The sequence below is a fragment of the Candidatus Pelagisphaera phototrophica genome, assembly GCF_014529625.1.
Taxonomy (GTDB): domain Bacteria; phylum Verrucomicrobiota; class Verrucomicrobiia; order Opitutales; family Opitutaceae; genus Pelagisphaera; species Pelagisphaera phototrophica.
In genome coordinates, this window is record NZ_CP076039.1 from 3,372,476 (window position 1) to 3,392,438 (window position 19,963).

Annotated in this window: 18 protein-coding genes; 10 read left to right on the plus strand and 8 right to left on the minus strand. The window is 50.7% G+C overall.

The window, feature by feature from the left end:
- Positions 1–169: 169 nt before the first annotated feature.
- The 4 genes from GA004_RS14480 to lspA are packed head-to-tail and all read left to right on the plus strand — an operon-like array spanning position 170 to position 4,854.
- Entirely contained in the window at positions 170–667 is a 498-nt protein-coding gene (locus GA004_RS14480) for a hypothetical protein (RefSeq protein WP_283394589.1), read from the plus strand.
- 3 nt (positions 668–670) lie between these two features.
- Entirely contained in the window at positions 671–3,451 is a 2,781-nt protein-coding gene (gene ileS, locus GA004_RS14485; protein WP_283394590.1) for an isoleucine--tRNA ligase, read from the plus strand.
- A 12-nt stretch (positions 3,452–3,463) separates the two neighbouring features.
- Positions 3,464–4,333, plus strand: a complete 870-nt coding sequence (locus GA004_RS14490) for a TraR/DksA family transcriptional regulator (protein ID WP_283394591.1) — start codon at positions 3,464–3,466, stop codon at positions 4,331–4,333.
- Positions 4,334–4,347: 14 nt separating this feature from the next.
- On the plus strand, positions 4,348–4,854 hold the full coding sequence (gene lspA / locus GA004_RS14495) for a signal peptidase II (protein ID WP_283394592.1): 507 nt from the start codon (positions 4,348–4,350) through the stop codon (positions 4,852–4,854).
- A gap of 78 nt (positions 4,855–4,932) precedes the next feature.
- Here the strand turns inward: lspA and GA004_RS14500 are convergent, their stop codons facing one another.
- The 4 genes from GA004_RS14500 to GA004_RS14515 all read right to left on the minus strand — a co-directional run bounded on the left by GA004_RS14500 (position 4,933) and on the right by GA004_RS14515 (position 8,102).
- The gene (locus GA004_RS14500; protein WP_283394593.1) at positions 4,933–5,805 is read right to left on the minus strand and encodes a YicC/YloC family endoribonuclease; all 873 of its coding nucleotides are present in this window, start codon (positions 5,803–5,805) and stop codon (positions 4,933–4,935) included.
- Positions 5,802–7,040: a tryptophan synthase subunit beta gene (gene trpB, locus GA004_RS14505; protein WP_283394594.1), complete on the minus strand. Its 1,239-nt coding sequence runs from the start codon at positions 7,038–7,040 to the stop codon at positions 5,802–5,804. The genes GA004_RS14500 and trpB overlap by 4 nt, the downstream gene beginning before the upstream one ends.
- A gap of 78 nt (positions 7,041–7,118) precedes the next feature.
- Entirely contained in the window at positions 7,119–7,625 is a 507-nt protein-coding gene (locus GA004_RS14510) for an STAS domain-containing protein (RefSeq protein WP_283394595.1), read from the minus strand.
- A gap of 348 nt (positions 7,626–7,973) precedes the next feature.
- On the minus strand, positions 7,974–8,102 hold the full coding sequence (locus GA004_RS14515; protein WP_283394596.1) for a hypothetical protein: 129 nt from the start codon (positions 8,100–8,102) through the stop codon (positions 7,974–7,976).
- Here GA004_RS14515 and GA004_RS14520 point away from each other — a divergent pair.
- A complete protein-coding gene (locus tag GA004_RS14520; RefSeq protein ID WP_283394597.1) occupies positions 8,101–10,869 on the plus strand; it encodes a bifunctional aconitate hydratase 2/2-methylisocitrate dehydratase in 2,769 nt (922 codons plus the stop codon). The genes GA004_RS14515 and GA004_RS14520 overlap by 2 nt on opposite strands.
- A gap of 409 nt (positions 10,870–11,278) precedes the next feature.
- Here GA004_RS14520 and GA004_RS14525 read toward each other — a convergent pair whose 3' ends face one another.
- Positions 11,279–11,749 carry a redoxin domain-containing protein gene (locus GA004_RS14525; RefSeq protein ID WP_283394598.1) on the minus strand — a complete coding sequence of 157 codons (471 nt, stop codon included), beginning with the start codon at positions 11,747–11,749 and terminating at the stop codon, positions 11,279–11,281.
- A 169-nt stretch (positions 11,750–11,918) separates the two neighbouring features.
- A complete protein-coding gene (locus GA004_RS14530; protein ID WP_283394599.1) occupies positions 11,919–12,767 on the minus strand; it encodes a class I SAM-dependent methyltransferase in 849 nt (282 codons plus the stop codon).
- 251 nt (positions 12,768–13,018) lie between these two features.
- Between GA004_RS14530 and GA004_RS14535 the strand changes: the two genes are divergently transcribed.
- The 4 genes from GA004_RS14535 (at position 13,019) to GA004_RS14545 (ending at position 16,277) form a co-directional block, all read left to right on the plus strand.
- Entirely contained in the window at positions 13,019–13,423 is a 405-nt protein-coding gene (locus tag GA004_RS14535; RefSeq protein WP_283394600.1) for a hypothetical protein, read from the plus strand.
- Positions 13,351–13,509, plus strand: coding sequence for a cell wall hydrolase (locus GA004_RS18300; protein ID WP_484484300.1), 159 nt, complete (start codon positions 13,351–13,353; stop codon positions 13,507–13,509). Before GA004_RS14535 ends, GA004_RS18300 begins: the two co-directional genes overlap by 73 nt.
- Positions 13,510–13,624: 115 nt before the next feature.
- A complete protein-coding gene (locus tag GA004_RS14540; RefSeq protein ID WP_283394601.1) occupies positions 13,625–14,485 on the plus strand; it encodes an MYG1 family protein in 861 nt (286 codons plus the stop codon).
- A 316-nt stretch (positions 14,486–14,801) separates the two neighbouring features.
- Complete coding sequence (locus GA004_RS14545) at positions 14,802–16,277, plus strand: PQQ-binding-like beta-propeller repeat protein (RefSeq protein WP_283394602.1); 1,476 nt, start codon at positions 14,802–14,804, stop codon at positions 16,275–16,277.
- Positions 16,278–16,329: 52 nt separating this feature from the next.
- Here GA004_RS14545 and fabD read toward each other — a convergent pair whose 3' ends face one another.
- Positions 16,330–17,250 carry an ACP S-malonyltransferase gene (fabD, locus tag GA004_RS14550; protein ID WP_283394603.1) on the minus strand — a complete coding sequence of 307 codons (921 nt, stop codon included), beginning with the start codon at positions 17,248–17,250 and terminating at the stop codon, positions 16,330–16,332.
- 94 nt (positions 17,251–17,344) lie between these two features.
- Positions 17,345–18,880 carry a sigma-54-dependent transcriptional regulator gene (locus tag GA004_RS14555; RefSeq protein ID WP_283394604.1) on the minus strand — a complete coding sequence of 512 codons (1,536 nt, stop codon included), beginning with the start codon at positions 18,878–18,880 and terminating at the stop codon, positions 17,345–17,347.
- 178 nt (positions 18,881–19,058) lie between these two features.
- On the opposite strand from GA004_RS14555, the gene GA004_RS14560 reads away from it, so the two are divergent.
- Complete coding sequence (locus tag GA004_RS14560) at positions 19,059–19,955, plus strand: hypothetical protein (protein ID WP_283394605.1); 897 nt, start codon at positions 19,059–19,061, stop codon at positions 19,953–19,955.
- Positions 19,956–19,963 lie beyond the last annotated feature (8 nt).

Consider the following 19,963-nt stretch of genomic DNA (forward strand, 5'->3'; position numbering starts at 1 on the left):
CCTTTGAGGCGAGGTCAAAAGGGAATGCGAACATTGGTAGGAAGATCCAAGAGAATGCAACTTCAATTCGGCGACTAAGCATGTCGTCCAATCACAGATCGATAATATTAAGATAAATTGCCCAAATTTGCTCATTTATGGAACGTTTTTGCCCATAAAAGCGTCGAGAATGCCGATATTTCAAAATACCCGTGTCCGTCTGGTTCGATGGATGCTCAAAACGGTTATGGTCATGTTAATCAAAGACGAACTGGTCAATCCACCCACTTGGTTCTCTTCTTTCCGCGACCTCACTCTAGTCTGCACCATGAGGCTCCACGCTGACATCGTAATCGAGACTAAAGATACAGATCTCTGCTGCAGAAAACCTCGTGGGGGGAATGGATTTCATCGCCGATTTTGTGATACCCAGGCTGGAGGAGGGTATTCGTATCGATACCGAGCCAAACTTCGACCCATCCATTGTCCTCGACCGAATCCTTCCCGAAAATACCCATTTGCTCTACAATCGGATACAATTCGCCACTACGCTATGGGTGATTACCAAGCAGACTTATCGGTTTCCCGCGATCATTGGGAACCTCGCTGGCAAACCCTTTTCGCAAGCACTTTCTCCGACCTTGACACTCAGAGACCGATCGACAATATCCGCGCATTCTTCACCTAGGGCATGGCTGAAAACTATAAAGATACGCTCAAATTGCCACAGACTTCCTTCCCTATGCGGGCGAATCTTGGCAAGCGTGAACCTGACCGAGTACGCCACTGGGAAAAAGTCAATTTGTACGGTAAAATCCAGCAGAAGAACCAAGATGGAGAGCTTTTTCTGCTCCATGACGGCCCCCCTTTTACTAATGGGGACCTTCACCTTGGCCACGCCCTGAATAAGACGCTCAAAGAAATCGTTCTTCGCTACAAAGCAGCCAAAGGATTCCGGACACCGTATATCCCCGGGTGGGACTGTCATGGTCTACCCATCGAGCATAAGGTCTCCAAGGAGATCCAAGCAGCTGGCGAAAAGATAACCACAGCTCAACTGAGGGAAAAGTGCGACGCCTTTTCGGAGCATTGGATTTCCGTCCAGCGCAGACAATTTAAACGACTGGGCGTTTTGGGCGACTGGGACCATGAATATAAAACCAAGAACCCCGCCTACGAAGCAGAGATCCTGCGAACACTGGCTTCGTTCGTAGACCAGGAGCTGGTCTATCGCAGCAAAAAGCCGGTCTACTGGTCTATTCCTTTCGAAACCGCCTTGGCCGAAGCGGAGATTGAGTACAAGGACCACACGAGCCCGTGCATTTGGGCCGCTTTCGACATTCCAGAAAAAGAGAAATTCGCTATCGAGAAACCTCTATCAATTGTCATTTGGACCACTACACCGTGGACAATTCCCGCGAATCTGGCGATCGCGGTGCATCCAAGACTTGAGTACGCGTTTGTCGAGGCAGGCGAACGCGTATTCATCGTTGCAAAAGAACTGGCTGAAACCTTCGCCGAAGACTGCGGCCTGGAAAATTGGCAAATCGTACAAACGGCCTCGGGCGAAAGCCTTGAAGGCATCGAGTCACGTCACCCCTTTATTGACCGACCGAGCCCAATCGTTCTGGCGGACTACGTTACCACCGAATCGGGTACGGGTTGTGTTCACACGGCTCCCGGACACGGGATTGACGATTATCTGACTGGGCTCAAGTACGAACTGGATATCTACTGCCCCGTAAATGACAAAGGCGAATACGACGACGATGGCCAAATTCCTGATTTTCTCGTTGGGGAATCCGTTCTGGAGTCAGATGGTTGGGTCCCTGCAAACGGGAAAGTTCTGAAAGCGCTGGCTGAGGCCGGCTCGCTTGTTAAGAAGCAGAAAATCACCCATAGCTACCCCCATTGCTGGCGCTCCAAAACACCGGTCATCTTTAGAGCGGTTGACCAATGGTTTGTCGCTTTGGACAAAGACGGACAACGCGAAAAAACTTTAGACGCGATCGAATCCGTAAGATGGATACCTGACTGGGGCAAAAACAGAATTCGCGGCGCTGTTGAATCACGACCCGACTGGTGTATCAGTCGCCAGAGATCTTGGGGGGTTCCAATCCCTGCGTTTTACGACGAAGAGGGCACTGGTCACTTGGACCCAAGCGTCATAAGGGCGATCGCTGGCAAGGTTGAAACCGACGGAACCAATCTTTGGTATACAAAAACCGCTGATGAGATTCTCGAGGGTGTCGAGCTACCCGTTTCTTGGCAGGGTAAAAAACTTACCTCCGGTAGCGATACGCTTGATGTTTGGATCGATTCCGGCTCGAGCCACTTTGCCGTACTCAAAAACGACGAGAACTTGGCCTGGCCTTGCGATCTTTATCTAGAGGGAAGCGACCAACATCGTGGCTGGTTCCAATCCTCCCTCTGGACCGGAGTAATCCGCGAAGGAGTTGCTCCCTACAAGAGCATCCTCACTCATGGCTTTATCGTGAACCAGGATGGAACCAAGCTTTCAAAAAGCGAAGGGTCCATGACTTTGGAGTACTACATGGACAAATTCGGCTCCGATATTGTTCGGTTGTGGATAGCCTCTACCGACTTTCGGAACGACGTTCCGATGGGCGAAGAAATCTTAAAGACGATCGGAGAGGCCTACCGGCTTCTCAGAAACACTTACCGGTTCCAGATATCAAATCTCTTCGATTTCAAAATCGAGCAACACGGGATGCCCGTTCAGGAACTCCACGAACTCGATCGCTGGGCATTGGACAAAACTGCTGTTTTGACCGAAGCCTGCGAACAGGCCTATGAGCGATACGAGTTCCATCGCGTCTACCAGCTTTGCAATCAATTTTGCTCAGTGACGCTGTCTGCACTGTATCATGACATTCTTAAAGACCGCCTCTATACACTAGCAGAGGAACATACTCTCAGGCGCTCCTCCCAAACGGCGATCTACCATATCTTTCGTACGCTCGCTCGGATTCTCGGGCCAATTCTCCCTTTCACTTCCGATGAGGCCTGGAGCTATTTCGTTTCCGATCATGATTTTGTTAATGAACCGCTGGCCCTTCAAGGATGGCCCACCGAATCTGCCAAATGGCGGGATTCGGAACTTGAAAGCGAATTCACCACCCTCCTTGACTTCCGAAATTCCGTTAATGAAAAGCTGGAAGAACTCCGCAAGGAAGGTGCCATCGGCCGGTCGCTAGACGCGTTTATCGAACTATCTGGTCAAGAATCCGATCCTACGTTCTCACTACTTAACAAGTACCAGAACTTTCTCGAAGAACTTTTCATCGTTTCGCAAGTAACACTCATCACGAGTGGCGATGGCGGAATGAAAATCAAAGTAACCAAGGCTGATGGCGGTCGTTGTCCGCGTTGCTGGAGATGGTTTCCGGACCTTCAAAAAGGCGTCGATAACGATCAACTTTGTCCCAGATGTGCCGAAGCCATTCTTTAACCGTCTCAAATAATGCCCTCTAAAAAAGTCGTAGCCAAAAAAGCCATCAAGAGCACTACCAAGAAAGTAGCTAAAAAGGTAGCCGCCAAAAAAGCGGCCTCGTCCCAAAAGGCGCCCCCACCAAAGAAGACGTCCTCCACAGCAAAAGCGTCCTCTCCGAAAAAGACGTCCGCTTCAAAAACGGCCCCTGCTAAGAAAGCTCCCGCCAGTGCAGGGTTCTCCCTCGAGGACGCACTTTCAATCGCCAATTCGCGCAAAGTCGACGATGACGCAGTCGCTAACAAGAAAGCGGCCAAGGAGCGGGCTCAGAGGGAAGTAGAAGAAGCGGAACAAAAAGCGGAAGCCCGCGTTCTCGGAGCAGCATCGCTTTCAGATATTCTCGGATTTGATCCAATGAGTTCCACGGAGCCCCCCATCGAGTCTCGGAAAGTACCAAAAAAGCACCAGGCATTCCATGACCTTCTTATCGAACTGCGAGACCACGTGAAAAGCGGTCTAAGCATGCACACGGAAGAGACGCTAAAGCGGTCCAGCAAAGATGACGCTGGCGATCTTTCTGGATACAGCCAGCACATGGCCGACGCCGGTACGGATACCTTTGACCGCGACTTCGCACTGAGCATGGTATCGAGTGAGCAGGACGCATTGACCGAAATTGAAGCAGCTATCGAACGCATTTTCAGCGGAAAATACGGTATTTGTGAAATGACTGGTCAGCCCATCAACAATGAACGTCTGATGGCCGTTCCCTTCACGCGTTACTCAGTCGAAACACAAAAGCAGCTCGAAAAGAATCAAACACGCTCCGTTCAACGAGGCGGCGTTTTCGCAGAAGCCTCATCCGAAGACGCGATAAACTTCTCTGACGGGGATTCTGAGTAGTCTCCAGATTTTAGATGCAAGGTATCGCAGCGTACAAGCGACTCCATAGTTTGGCGCTAGTGGTTATCGTTTTAGACCAGGTCACAAAAGTTCTTATTGAGAAGACTTTACCCTACGGCAGCTTCTATCCGCCTCACTGTATCGAAGTGATCCCAGGGTTCTTCCATCTAGTCCATGTGGGAAACACCGGCGCCGCCTGGAGCCTTTTTAGCGGTTATCCGAAAGTTCTCGCATTTATCGGTCTACTTGCTCTCGTTCTGGTTTATGTCGGTCGCAATTCACTACAACTCATACTGCCACAGTCTCAATGGGCCTTCGGCTTGATCATAGGCGGAATTATCGGAAATCTCATAGACCGATTTCGTTTAGGGCACGTAACTGACTTCCTGGACTTCCATATTAAGGACTGGTACTGGCCCAGCTTCAATGTCGCCGATTCTGCCATAACCATTGGTGTCGGCCTCTACATCCTGTTTTCCTTTCTCCAGCCAAAAGACGAGCCTTCCAAAGAAGTACCGTAACTGCCGACTCAGGAGACTTTATTTTGATCGAATAACAGAATCGGACACCGACTTGGCCAGGACGGCAAGATTTAGCCCCTATTCTACATTAGCTACTTGTTCACGAATCCGCTCGAGTTCGTTCTTCAAAGACAATGCGGATTTGGAAACATCTATGGAACTCGACTTGCCTCCGATCGTGTTTATCTCCCGGGCAATTTCCTGAATAAGAAATTCTATGGATCGCCCCACCGGCTCGTCTTTATCAAGCAAGTCAGAGAACTGGCCCAAATGGCTGTATAGCCGCGTAATTTCTTCGGAAACGTCACACCGATCTGCAAACAAGGCAATTTCCCTAAGAACCCGCTCATCCTCAACATCGATCTTCAGTCCAGCCTGTTCCAAACGGCCCAACAGATTTTCGCGATGCTTCTTGACCATCTCCGGTGCCAATCTTCCAACCTCATTCAGTGTATTCTTCATCACGATACACCGGTTTCCTAAGTCCTCACGCAGCACTGTTCCCTCATTTTCACGCATCGACACCAATTCTTCCAAGGCGGCGTCCGCGCATTTCATCAATAGCCGCTCCACGACTTCCACCGGCAAGGCAATCGCCTCTGACTCTAGCAGCCTAGCTAGATCGACGACGACCTGAGGAGTTATTTCTATCGAACCACCATGGCGTTCAGTGATTCTCTTCAATCGCGCAATTCCTGCGTCGATTTGATCGTCGGACGGTAGCCCTGCCGACTCATTTCGCTCGTCCTTAATCTCGATTGAAAACTGTATCCTTCCCCTTCCGATCCGGTTCCTCGCTTTTTCGACAACTTGTCTTTCCAGTCGCTGAAACTCTTTTGGAAGAATGCACATGATATCCAGACTTTTCCGGTTAACTGAAGATATCTGTACCGAGACAGTCACGCCCTCCTCAATTAGTTCCGACCTGCCAAACCCAGTCATGCTCTTCATACGGTTTGTCCCAAGAATTTTGCTACCTGGTTAACATCTTTGTCTCCGCGTCCACTCAGGTTCATAACGATAACCTTGTCCTTGGACAGTTGCGGCGCTCGTTTGAGCGTATAGGCTAGAGCATGAGTCGATTCAAGAGCCGGTATAATTCCTTCCGTGCGGCAAAGCATCTGGAAAGCGGATAGCACTTCGTCATCCGTTGCATAAGCATATTCAATACGACCAATATCTCGATAGTAGGCGTGCTCTGGCCCGATGGCGGCATAGTCAAGTCCTGCTGAGATCGAATGGGTCAGCTCTATTTGACCGTCAGTGTTTTGTAGAATGTAGGTCTTGCACCCCTGCAAGACTCCCAAGCGACCTCCTTCAAAGCGAGCAGCGTGTTCACCGAGCTTAATTCCTCTTCCTCCCGCCTCTACGCCAACAAGACTAATATCGGGCTCATCCAAAAACTCATAAAAAAGCCCGATAGCATTGGATCCCCCGCCAACACAAGCAATCATCTCGTCTGGAAGCCGTCCTTCTTTCTCCAAAATTTGCTCCCTAGTCTCCCGTCCGATTACACGGTGAAAATCGCGAACCATCATGGGATAAGGATGTGCCCCTAATGCCGACCCAAGAATGTAGTGAGTGTCGCGAACATTGGTCACCCAATCGCGCATTGCCTCGTTAACCGCGTCTTTCAGGGTTCTCTGTCCTGAATCAACCCCTCTGACTTCCGCTCCGCACAACTCCATTCGGAAAACATTGAGCTTCTGCCGCTCCATATCCACCGCACCCATGTAGACGACACACTCTAATCCCATCTTGGCACAGACAGCAGCTGTGGCGACCCCATGCTGACCCGCACCGGTTTCCGCGATAATACGACGTTTTCCCATACGCTTTGCCAGCAATGCCTGGCCAATCGCGTTGTTGATTTTATGGGCGCCTGTATGCAAAAGATCTTCCCGTTTGAAATAGATTTTTGCCCCACCAAGCTTTTCCGTCAGCCGTTCGGCAAAATACAGTCCCGTTGGACGTCCGGCAAACTCCTTCAACTGGTAAGCCAACTCCCCCTGAAAGGCCGGGTCAACCTTAGCTCGATCATACTCTTCGCCGAGCTTTTTCAAGGCAGTCATCAGGGTCTCCGGCACATAGCAACCGCCGAAGTCTCCGAAGCGCCCTTTGCTATTCGGCAGCGATTCCTTGTCGATCATTTCAGTAGTGATACCGCTCATATGGTTCAGAATCATTCAGCACGCGATCGGTGGAAGCAATCGAAAAGCCGTGGGCAAAAGACTCCTATGGGTAAACGAACAAAAAAAGCACAACTATCCTTCTGTAATCCGGTTCTTCAAATAGCTTATCACATCCTGAAACTTCGTCTCATTGCCACCATCGGTTTCCACCAAATTTTCGTGCGCCTCAAGGCACAGTCGGGTGCTATCCAACTCGTCAAGTCGCCCGGCATCCAATGATTCTGTCACAGCCGAGGCATCGATCGCCTGATCGCCCAGATCCAACGTTGCGATGCGGTGAAGTCCTAAACCGCGGACAAGCGTCGTATTACGCTCACTCAGACGCGAGAGAACCAGAGATCCTTTGGGCTCAAGTTTACGCAATTCTAGAGCACATCCCGCCAGCACACCTAAAACCGTGCTGTCCATGCCCGTGCAACAAGAGAAATCGAAAACGTAGCTGCGACTTCCCGTTTTCGTCGCATCTTTCAGGAAGTCCTGAAGAGGCATCACGTTCTGAAACGAAGCCCTGCCGACAATCTTTACGGCAACAGGGGTCGAATTCGGATCGACTAAAAAAACCGGTTTTTCTTCGGCCATAACAAGCTTTCGGCAATTCAGGACATCAAAGCACGACTAACTCCTCTAATTTGGCGTCTTCAGAATCCGCCTCAAGACAAATGGTAAACTACCAAGGCAGCCAGCTTATTCAACCGAGTCCGATATATCATTGAGAATATTCCGAAAGCTTTAGCTCGTCATGAATAACCCACTACCACTTACACCTTTAAAGAATCAGCTTATTTCTCATTAACTACTGTTCATTATATATTTGCAAAAAGCGAACTCAAGTAACGAGGTCTCAATCAGGAGAGGATTCTATCAATCGCGGCCCTACAAATCAGAATCCATGTTCGCAATCATTACATACGCCTAATTTACATGGACTTAACAAAATTCAATTAACTCTTCTGGGGTTTGGCTAAAACCGATCGATTCACCAAACATTAAGGCGAGGATATCTGCAAATTCTTCTTGAAACCACCCCACATCAGACGACATTTCTGAGAAAGCCATGAGTTTCTATTCCCAATACTTAAAAGAGATCGACAAACGAAAAGATCAAGGGTTGAACCCAAAGCCAATCGACAGCAGCGATTTGTTGTCCGAAATCATTGCACAAATCAAAGATCTTGAGAGCGAGCACAGAAAAAGCTCCCTCAACCTTTTCATCTACAACACCTTGCCGGGCACCACTAGTGCAGCCGGGGTAAAGGCGATATTTCTTAAGGAGATAATCCTCGGCGAATCCACAGTCGAAGAAATCTCATCGACCTACGCCTTCGAGCTTCTCTCCCACATGAAGGGCGGTCCTTCAGTGGAAGTTCTTCTCGACCTCGCCCTCTCCGACGATGCTTCAATCGCTTCGGATGCCGCTGAAGTTCTCAAAACTCAAGTTTTTCTCTATGAAGCGGACACCGACCGTCTCGAAACGGCTTTCAAAAGCGGTAGTGCAATCGCCAAAGACATCCTCGAAAGTTACGCGAAGGCGGAATTCTTCACCAATCTCCCAGATGTAGATAAGAATATCAACGTCGTCACTTACATTGCTGGCGAGGGCGATATATCCACTGACCTGTTATCTCCAGGCAACCAAGCCCACTCTCGCTCCGATCGTGAGCTTCACGGTAAATGCCTGATTTCCGAATCGGCTCAAGCTGAAATAAAAGCTCTCCAGGAACAGCATTCGGGCAAACGAGTTATGCTCATCGCCGAAAAAGGAACTATGGGCGTCGGCTCTTCCAGAATGTCCGGCGTCAACAACGTCGCTCTTTGGACGGGCAAACAAGCAAGCCCCTACGTTCCCTTCGTCAACATTGCTCCTATCGTTGCAGGTACGAACGGGATCTCGCCGATTTTCCTGACAACCGTCGATGTCACAGGCGGTATCGGCATTGACCTCAAGAACTGGGTCAAGAAGACCGATGAGAATGGCGAGACAGTCCTCGACGACAAAGATGAACCTGTACTTGAGAAGGCCTACTCTGTTGAGACCGGCACTGTTCTAACCATCAACCTCAAGGAGAAGAAGCTCTACAACGGCGAAAAGGAGCTCATCGACATTTCCGAGTCGCTCACCCCGCAAAAGCTGGAGTTCATTAAAGCGGGGGGATCTTACGCTATCGTATTCGGTAAAAAACTACAAAATTTCGCAGCTCAAACGCTCGGCATAGAGTGCGAGCAAGTATTCGCCGCCTCAAAGGAAATCTCTCACGAAGGCCAAGGCCTCACCGCGGTTGAAAAGATCTTCAACAGAAACGCGGTAGGCATAACCGAGGGAAAGACTTTGCACGCTGGTTCTGACGTCCGTGTTAATGTCAACATCGTCGGCTCTCAAGACACCACCGGATTGATGACTTCCCAAGAGTTGGAAGCCTTGGCTGCAACCGTCATCTCTCCTACCGTCGACGGTGCTTACCAGTCCGGCTGTCACACCGCTTCTGTTTGGGACAAGAAGGCTCAGGCCAATATTCCGAAGCTTATGAATTTCATGCACGGTTTCGGTCTCATAACTGGCCGCGACCCTAAGGAGGTTTACCACCCGATGACCGACGTCATCCACAAGGTATTGAACGATCTCACTGTAGACGATTGGGACATTATTATCGGCGGCGACTCCCACACCCGCATGTCAAAGGGCGTGGCTTTTGGAGCTGACTCCGGTACAGTTGCCCTCGCACTGGCCACAGGTGAAGCCAACATGCCAATCCCCGAGTCCGTTAAGGTAACATTCAAAGGCGACCTCAAAGAGCACATGGACTTCCGCGACGTCGTTCACGCTACCCAAGCTCAGATGCTCCAACAATTCGGAGACAACGTCTTCCAGGGCCGCATAATCGAAGTTCACATCGGCACCCTCCCAGCCGACCAAGCCTTCACCTTCACCGACTGGACAGCAGAGATGAAGGCCAAGGCCTCCATCTGTATTTCTCAAAATGAGACGCTTATCAAGTCGCTCGAAATAGCGAAAAGTCGTATCCAAATAATGATTAAAAAGGGTATGGATAATCATACCCAAGTCCTCCAAGGTTTGATCGACAAGGCTAACAATCGCATCGCTGAGATCCGATCAGGCGAAAAGCCAGCTCTCACTCCTGACTCCGACGCCAAGTACTTCGCTGAATTTGTGGTAGACCTGGACCTCATCGTCGAGCCGATGATCGCGGACCCCGACGTAAACAACGAGGACGCATCCAAGCGCTACACGCACGATACGATCAGAGACCTTACCTTCTACAGTGGAGAAAAGAACGTCGACCTCGGCTTCGTCGGTTCCTGCATGGTTCACAAGGGCGACATGAAGATCGTTGCCAAAATGCTCCGAAACCTCGAGGAGCAATACGGCAAGGTCGAATTCCAAGCGCCTCTCGTCGTAACAGCTCCGACCTACAACATCATCGAGGAGCTCAAAGAAGAGGGCGACTGGGAGATTCTCCAAAAGTATTCAGGTTTTGAGTTCAACGATGATGCTCCCAAGAATACAGCTCGCACCGAATACAAGAACATCCTCTATCTTGAGCGTCCCGGCTGCAACCTCTGCATGGGCAACCAAGAAAAGGCGGCCAATGGCGACACTGTTCTAGCAACCTCTACTCGCCTCTTCCAGGGCAGAGTTGTTGCCGATTCCGAACGCAAAAAGGGAGAATCGCTCCTCGCTTCAACGCCGGTAGTCGTCCTCTCCGCAAGCCTCGGCCGCATCCCCACAATAGAGGAATACAAAAAGTCGGTCGAAGGAATCAGCCTAACGAAATTTGCTCCGCCTCGCGAAGCAATGATCAGCTAGAAAAATTCTTAGAAAGGTGCGTGTTAGCGTGCATTTTTTCTATCTGACGCCAATATCGACCAAGCAACGTGATCGATTAATGATTCCGCAAAGCTGATCTGTAGCAATTTCAACTACGAAACTACCTCTTCGACACAGGCGTTGCTGTCCACGCCGAAAGGTAGCCTGAATCCAAAAACAAACGGTCCTTTTCGGAAACTTAAGTTTCATCGAGGAACTCCTGTAGCGGCACCTCGTTTTTAAAACCATCGCCATCAAAGCACCTGACCGCAACGGGGAGAGAATCGGGACCAACTAGAAAAACGGGGGACTTTTCAGGCACATAAACACTCAAAACGCTTTGAAACTTGAATTCGTTTCAAGCTTGTTCGCTGAGGTACAAACAGTAGCCTAATCGCGGGAACCAAGCTTAAACGAGGGCCGCCTTGATAGCGTCGAAGTCAGGCCACTGTCCTAAGTCCTCGCTCGACTCGCTGTAAATGACCTCTCCATCTTTGCTGATAACTACTGCCGATCGTTTGGCCACGCCCTTCATACCTAAAGCCTCTTCGAAAAGCACCTCGTAAGAAGCGCTCGCCTCTTTGTTGCAATCGCTTAGTAGCGGGAAATCAACATTGAGAGAGCTCGCAAAGGCCGCCAAAGCAAAAGGGAAATCAGTACTGATGCCGTAAACTTGAGCATCCAAATTTTTATATTCGCTGATCGAATCTCTGATCGAACACAGTTCCTTTTCGCAAGGACCCGAAAAGGCGAAAGGGAAAAATATCAGAACGGTCGCCGTTTTTCCAAAATTATCACTTAACGTGACATCGGAAAGACCGCTATCGTTTTTGTGTATCAAAGTAAAGTCCGGAGCCTTGGATCCAGTTGCAATTGCCATAATGATTGGTGGGTTGAATTGATTAAAACCGTAATGAAGGCAGAGGATTGCGATTTAGGAATCCGAGGCAAATCGAAAGCGCAAATTTCGGCCGATTTTAGAGCATCGTAAAAATCGTCGAGCAAAAATCAAAATGAGCGGACAAATGACCCGCCAACTTACTAGGAAACTATCTCCTCGCGATCGCCCAAACGTTGTCGTTCGTCGGCAGCCGGTCATAAAGATTCATCCTCCAAAGCTTGAGCCCTGATGTCTCGATCATCCTTGTCAGAGTTCGTGGCGTGAAGTAGTTCACATGATCGGGATACCTGAAACCACACCAATTCTTCTGTCTTATATACCGGTTCCAACAGCCAAAGTTGGGCACTTTGATAATGACGTACCCCCCCTTTTTCAATTTGCTGATAGCGGTTCGCAACACTTCCAACGGCTCTACTTCATGCTCCAGATAGGAACAAAAGATCACTAGGTCCGCACTGTCATCCTCCAACCTCTTCAACCCTTCGAACGCTGAGGAGTGAACGCAAAGCCCACCCAGCTGCGACAATCTCTCGTTAGTCTCTCTCGCTAGCTCAGCGGATATTTCGATACCGACCGGGCTCACAAAAATGCCCGTTTGCTCCTGAAAATAGCTACTGATGCTGCATAGCTTTTCCCCGGTTCCGCAACCCACATCAATCATAGTGATCCTGTCCTTGATCCCTTTTTCTTTCACGAGTCGAATGAGAATGCTAAATGCCACTCGCTCAATCCGCTCTCGCTTCTGCATCTTCTGGCGCACGGACTTACTCAAATGACTGGCAAAAGCGACGACCGGCTCTTTCTTACGGCGCCGAATCCTCTCTTCCTCGAAGGTTTTCTCCCATGCAAACTCCTCAACCAGCTGTGAGTACTCCGGTGGATTCTCCAAGAACACCATCCCTGTTTCGAGGCATTCTACCAAATTCCATTCTCCGCTCGAATACGGCGTTTTTTTGACGGGAGTTTGGTTTCCCGTTAACGGGTTACTTCTAGGCATATTTCCGATTTGAATCGTTTGCATTGAACAAGAGTCGCTTCATTTGTCACTCCTCAATTCTCACAAGATAAAACGAGTAGATGCGCTCAAAGCCGATACCATAGGCCATATTCTTCTATCGGGGCGCCTGAGAGATAACCTGCCATAAGAAGCATGGGCACAAGACCGGTTTGGGTCTTGGTGAACGCTAAAATCAAAGGCAATACGACACCCTGCAAAAAACCGGATCCAACCGAACAACTTATCGAATCATGAAAGTAATCGCCTTTCTAGCTATCACAGCTCTATTCGTCGCTGGCTCTGGCCAAGCCGCTGCCAGCGCCTACCAACCTTGCTCTTGGGAAAAGCAGATCGTAGCCGCATGTCTCGTACTGGAGGCGGCTGAACAGGACGCAATGGGAACGAGAGGCGTTGCTTCCGTTATCCTCAATCGGACCGACGAAAAACCACTCCTAGGTTATGCGGGTCGTCAAAAAACCCTACGCATTCAGCGCCCTCAATACGGCCACTACCGGTCGAACGGGGTCGAAGGGATTCGCCTAGCCACGTACAAAAGGCCTCGCACGACCGCGTGTGGTGATCCGTGCTGCAAATTGTTGATGAACTCTATACTCAGAACTGGCGCGAAGTTACTCAGGGAGCCGACCACTTCATGAGGGCTAATATCCGCCCTTCTTGGGTTAAATCTATGGCCGAGACTACCACCATTGGATCGCACGCCTTTTACCCGACCTACAACTAGCGGATTTGGGGAGTCCGAGGATCCAATCTCCATCCGAGTTGACCCCGACCAAAAGATAAGCGAACACTATTGATCTTCCTTCAGGGAACCCTACGGTCCCGTCCTTTCCACGACTATGACCGAATTCATCCTCACTCATCCAGGCAGCGCCCACAAAGACGAATTCCTCGCATGCTGCGTTCTCATTTCCCAGAATCCGGTCGAGATTCAACGCCGTGAGCCCGAAAAAGCCGATCTGGATAACCCAGCAGTTTGTGTAGTTGACATGGGCGACGACGACGATCCCTCAAAGTCTAACTTTGATCACCATCAATTCCCCCGCGACGCGATTCCCACTTGCTCCCTATCTCTGGTCCTTAAGCATCTCGCACTCTACGACGATGCCCGCGCTTTTTGCGATTGGCTCGAGCCAGCTGAATGGTTCGACTGCCGCGGTGCTAATGGAACCGCTCGCTGGCTTGGCGTCGAACGAGACATCATCGGAAAGCTCAGTTCCCCCATCGATATCACACTGCTTCGGCGGTTCGCCGCTAAAACCCTTCACACTCCCGGAGAAACGCTTTGGGAAGTCATGAAAATGATTGGTGATGACCTCGTCGAATACTTGACGTCCCTGCGCGAGCGACTCGATTTCATTGGGGCAAACGCGGAGACCTGGACGATCGAAAATGGCTCCTCCTCTATTCAAGCCGTATTCCTACCGCGCACCGAACCGCTCCCGGAAGAGCCTTCCATGGGCTTACCCCGCTTCATAGAAGAACAAGGGCTTGCCCAAACCGCTCATGCCATGATTTATCCGGATCGTCGCGGAGACGGGTACGGTCTTTCTCGATACAATGATCATCCAAAAATGGATTTCACGCGAATCAAAGACGAATCCGATGTCCACTTCGCCCACGCAGCAGGGTTCGTGGCTAAGTCTTCTGCCACGAGTCCTGACCGTCTCAAGGAACTCGTTGCCAAGAGCTTCGGTTGAATTTCAATTGACGGTTCTTTACCCTTTTTATCGTTGCGGTAGAGAGCGTAGCCGATTCCAGCAATCACCAATCCACAGAACAGGAAGCTAACGCGACCGCTTAGGTCATTCGGTGTCAGGATTCTCCTCAAGGCAATGAATCCTCCATTATTAGGTATTGGCAAAAAGGGAAATCCACACGCGATGGTTGCTTCGCTCGTCGACCAAAAAATTTGCTGTCGCTATGCAACTTTACCTCAAGGCCGAATCGACCATACCCAAGTAAACCTCGCAAAGGTTGACCCTCAACCCTAGTTTGATTCGATTAAAGCCCAATATGATCCCCTCCTCTTCCCTCTATTTTAGATTCTTTCTACTTCTTATTCTTCATTACCCGAGCGTAAAGGCCCAGGTCTTCGAGGACCCGGCCCCTCCCACCGTCAACCTGATCGAAAAACGGCCCGCACCCGAGCCATTAGTTCAGCCGGGACTCATCTTCTACGTACCCCCAAAGCACCTCTCGCCCGATGCCGTCACCGAAGACTGGATGGATTTCATTGGCCCGACTCACAACGCCATCTCTCGCGAAACCCATTTGCTCAAAACGTTTGGAGACAATGATCCTACTATTGTGTGGGAGGTCGCCAAGGGCGAGGGATACGCCGCTCCAGCGGTGATCGGAAATCGAGTCATTCTATTTCACCGGATCGGGAATGAGGAAACGGTTGAGTGCCTACACAACGAGACGGGCCAACGGCACTGGAAGTACTCCTATCCCACGCAGTACAAGGACCGATACGGATTTAGCAATGGGCCTCGATGCCAGCCCATCAGCGACGGAGAATTCGTCTACACCTATGGAGTGGAAGCCATCCTCAGCTGCCTCGATCTGAAGACGGGACAATTGCTCTGGCAACGAAATCTCAAAACTGAGTTTGGCCGCACCCTAGATTTTTTTGGAGCGACCGCGACACCACTTCTCGAAGACAGTCGAGTTATCGTCAACATCGGAGCACCCGGTGGTCCCTGCGTGGCCGCCTTCGACAAACACACTGGTGCAATGCTGTGGGGTGCCGGAAGCGAATGGGGACCCAGCTACGCGTCTCCTATTCCGGCTGACACAATTGCTGGAAGACGCATCTTCGTTTTCGCCGGAGGCGAGAGTCGACCCGCAACGGGTGGCCTCCTCGTCATTAACCCGGAAAACGGGAATATTGACAGTCGTTTCCCCTGGAGAGGGAATCGCTACGAATCCGTCAACGCCTCGTCACCCGTAGCCGTCGACAACAAGGTTTACATTTCCGAATGCTACGGAGCCGGCGGAGCCTTATTGGGCATCGAAAGAGATGGATCCTGTTCCCCGATCTGGACCAACGAGATACTCAACACCCACTTCATGACTGCTATTCACAAGGACGGTTACTTGTATGGGATTGATGGGCACGGTCCTCAAAATGCTCCTATCGTTTGCATCGAACTCGAAACCGGAGAGGAAATGTGGCGAACCGAACCGGAATGGTTTACACCGGTGACCAACGATGGCCGAGAGAAGGAATACAATCTAGCCCCCGCCTTGGCATCTTTCCTTCTTGTCGACGGGCGATGCCTTGTATTGGGTCAATACGGACACCTCGCCTGGATCGACCTCAACCCCACAGGTTACCGCGAGCTCGACCGGACCCATCTTTTTCTCGCCCGCCAAACCTGGTCCCTCCCCACCCTAAGCAAAGGTCTCCTCTATGTCGGCCAGAATGACAAAGGCGTCGACGGATCGAACACCCGGCTCATCTGCTACGATTTAAGAGCCGAATGACCAGGAATTTGGTCCGCCTCATGGAGAGGCTGCACAAATCAGCGCAGCACACTCAGCAGCCCACTGAAATCGCTGAGACTTCTTCCCAGGTCTCAAAGCTAGCGCTGAGGAGATCCTTGTTCGTACGTTTCAGCTGTCCTTTGAGAATGCCGTTCACACCAAGCTCGTAGAACATGTCCGCTCCGTCGGCAGCAGCCGCCACCATGCAGTCTTCCCAGTAAACGGGTGAAACGAAAGCGGCAACCAGCGACTTGCGTATGTCTTCCGGATCCGAGAGTTTGGCACCCGTTGTGGTTGAAAAGACGGTATACTTGGGTTCTGAAAGCTCGATATCCGCGAGGAAATTTTTAAAGGGCTCGTAGGCAGGGCGCATGAGCCGACTGTGGTAAGCACCGGCGACATTCAATATCATGATCCGCCGAAATCCGTTGTTTTTTCCTGCCTCGACAGCGGCTTCAATTTTTGCAGTTCCGCCAGATATGACGATCTGGCCAGGGCAATTCAAGTTCGCAATCTCCACATCGTGCGCTTCACAGAATGCGGTAACCGTTTCGCGATCGACACCGATAATTGCAGCCATCGAACCGTCGCTCGCCTCACAAGCTTCCTGCATGAGACGGCCCCGCTCGGCCACAATCTTTAGACCCGTATCAAAATCGTACACCCCGGCGGCGGCAAGGGCGGTAACTTCTCCGAGACTCAACCCCATCGCTATGGTGGCGTCACTGAGAAAGCCTTTCTCCTCCAGGAGCTTGTAAACTACGTAGCCATGCGTAAAGAGGGCTGGCTGGCAGATGCCTGTCTTGGTAAGCATCTCCTCGGGTCCTTCAAAGCTGAAGTCCGACAATTTCCAACCTAGCAGTTGGTCCGCACGGTCGTAAATCTCGCGTGCAAGGGGACTATTCTCACTCAAGTCCTTGCCCATGCCAACCTTGTGGGCGCCTTGTCCGGAAAACATTAACGCAATATTCATACCTCGATTTCGCATCCCATTTTCGCGATTTCTGCAAGCCTTTACAATTTAATAACGAGTCAAACCCATAAAATGGCCCCTTCCCTCGGACGGCTCAGCCTACCTCCGAGGCGTACTCGTCGAGACGCTTTTTGAGCGTGTTCCGAGTAATCCCGAGGATTTCTGCCGCGCGAGCCTGATTTCCGCCGGTATCCGAAACCGCCCGCTGAATCATCTGCTTTTCGATGTGGGAAAGGATGCGCTTACCCTCCCGCTCTTTAACCGTTTCATAAATCGTGTCGAGAATTGACTGGAGCGTATCGCCCCTAATAAGCCCAGTTTCCGGTGGATCGATCACGGGCTCAGGCACGCCCGAAACTACGGGCTCACGATTCGCGGTGACCAGATCTTCAGCCGGAAGCGGCTCGGGGGCAGTAACTGGCGCCCCTTCGGGCTTACTCAATGTGTCCGGGAAGTCCTTCATCAGGATGAGGTCTCCCTGGGCGACAACCGCGCTGTGGTAGACAACGTTACCCAATTCTCGAACATTACCTGGCCACGGATATCGAACTAGGGTCGCCATGGCTTCGTCTGACAGGCGAGTCGCTTTCGCCTTTCTCTCTTTGACGAGCTTCTGCAGCATGTAGTCAACGATATCAGGAATATCCTCGATGCGCTCCCTCAAAGAAGGTACCCGAATTCTAAATACATTCAGCCGGTAATATAGATCTTCTCGAAACTCTTTCTCTTCGACCATTTTCTCCAGGTCCTTGTTGGTGGCCGCGATCACACGCACATTGACCTTGATAGTTTCGGAACCCCCGACCCTCTGAATTTCGCCATCCTGGAGAACTCTTAGAATCTTAGTCTGGGTTGCCAGAGCCATGTCTCCGATTTCATCCAGGAATATCGTTCCCCGGTCGCAATGCTCAAACTTGCCAATTCGCTGAGCCGTCGCCCCAGTAAAGCTTCCTTTCTCATGCCCAAACAATTCGCTCTCGATCAGATTATCAGGAATCGCCGCGCAATTAACTGCCGTGAAGGGGCCACCTGATCGAAGGCTGTGCTGGTTGACGCAATACGCGATCAGCTCCTTCCCAGTACCACTTTCGCCAGTAACCAAAACCGTGGCATCGCTAGCCGCTACCTGACCGATAATTTTGAATACCTCCTGCATCGCGACGGAGTTTCCCACAATGCCTTCTTTGTAATCCTCGCTATTTACCTTTTTGCTGGGCTTAGAGGCTGACTTCAAATCTCTCGTAGCGTTGATCGCCGAGGCCGTTAGACTCAAAACCTTCTCCGGATCAAACGGCTTCATTACATAGTCGTGGGCTCCAAATTTCATTGCCTCAATAGCCGTTTGCGCAGTTCCATATGCCGTCATGAGGATTATTTGCAAATTCGAATTGATTGAACGCATGTGCTGCAGGGTTTCCAGACCCGTGATGCCACCCATCCGAATATCCATGAAGATCAAGTCGGGAGTTGGTCCGTTCCTTACTTTTTCGATTCCTGCCTCTCCGCTCGAAGCGGTATCAATCCGATAACCTCGACTTCCCAGGACGCGTCCCAAAGAGTATCGAATCTCATCGTCGTCATCAACGATCAGCACGGTGAATTGACTGTTCTGCTGCTGTGAATCACTCATATCAAATTATCTGCCCGCCCTTTCCGCGATCGGGCTCGGGAATCCAGCGGCAGAACATAGTTCCCTTTTGGAACTAATCTTGCGGCCAGCCGATCAAACGATGTGGAAAGGTCAAAACCGCATTCTTAGTAATTCATTGCCTTGAGGAAGCAATCGGAAACGGTCTTTCTACTATTAAATGCTTTCAATTCCGTTCGAAACAACGACCAAACACCCTACCAAAAGGTCCATCAGGATCTCTATTGCGCTGCTGTGTTCGGTCTGGGCGCTGAGTTTCTCTTGGACTTCCGAAGCAGCGAAACTCGAACCCTACGCAAGAATCTCTGGAATAGGGATTCGGGAGTGTAGCGGAATTGCCAAGAGCCGCCAGACCAACGACATCTACTGGGTTCACAATGATTCATCGAGCGGGTCGCGAATTTTCGCGATCCTAAAAGACGGCTCGCTTGTCGCAGCATTCCCGACTGGACTTACCAATATCGACTGGGAGGACGTCGCCACTGACAACTCAGGCAATCTTTACTTGGGTGACTTTGGAAACTTTCTAAACACGCGGCGCGACCTCGCCATACATTTTCTTGAGGAGCCCCTCAAACCAAAAGTCGGTACTCGAATCAAGGGAACCACCTATCGATTCGAGTATCCTGAGCAAACGGAGTTTCCTCCCAGGCGCCGGATCTATGATTGCGAAGCGATTTTTTGGGCTCAGGAGGAATTGTTTCTCCTAACCAAGAGCCTCGGTGACACCACTACAAGGCTCTACTGCTTTGAATCACTTAAAACGGATAAAATTAACCGCCCCAAACTTGTGGGAGAGTTCGACATCGGTCCTCGAGTCACTGGAGCAGACGCCACTCCCGATGGACAAAGGCTCGCGGTCCTCACGACTTCGAGCGTGTGGGTGTTTGAGCGTCCCGAGAACTCTCGCAACTACCTGGAGGGAATCGCAACTACCCTGCGTATCAGCGCAGGACAATGCGAAGCGATTTGCTGGGACGACCAGGAAACCCTCATCATTGCCAACGAGGACCGGGCATTGTTCGAGGTCAAGGTGGCCGACCTCGTCGACTACTAAAAACGGGA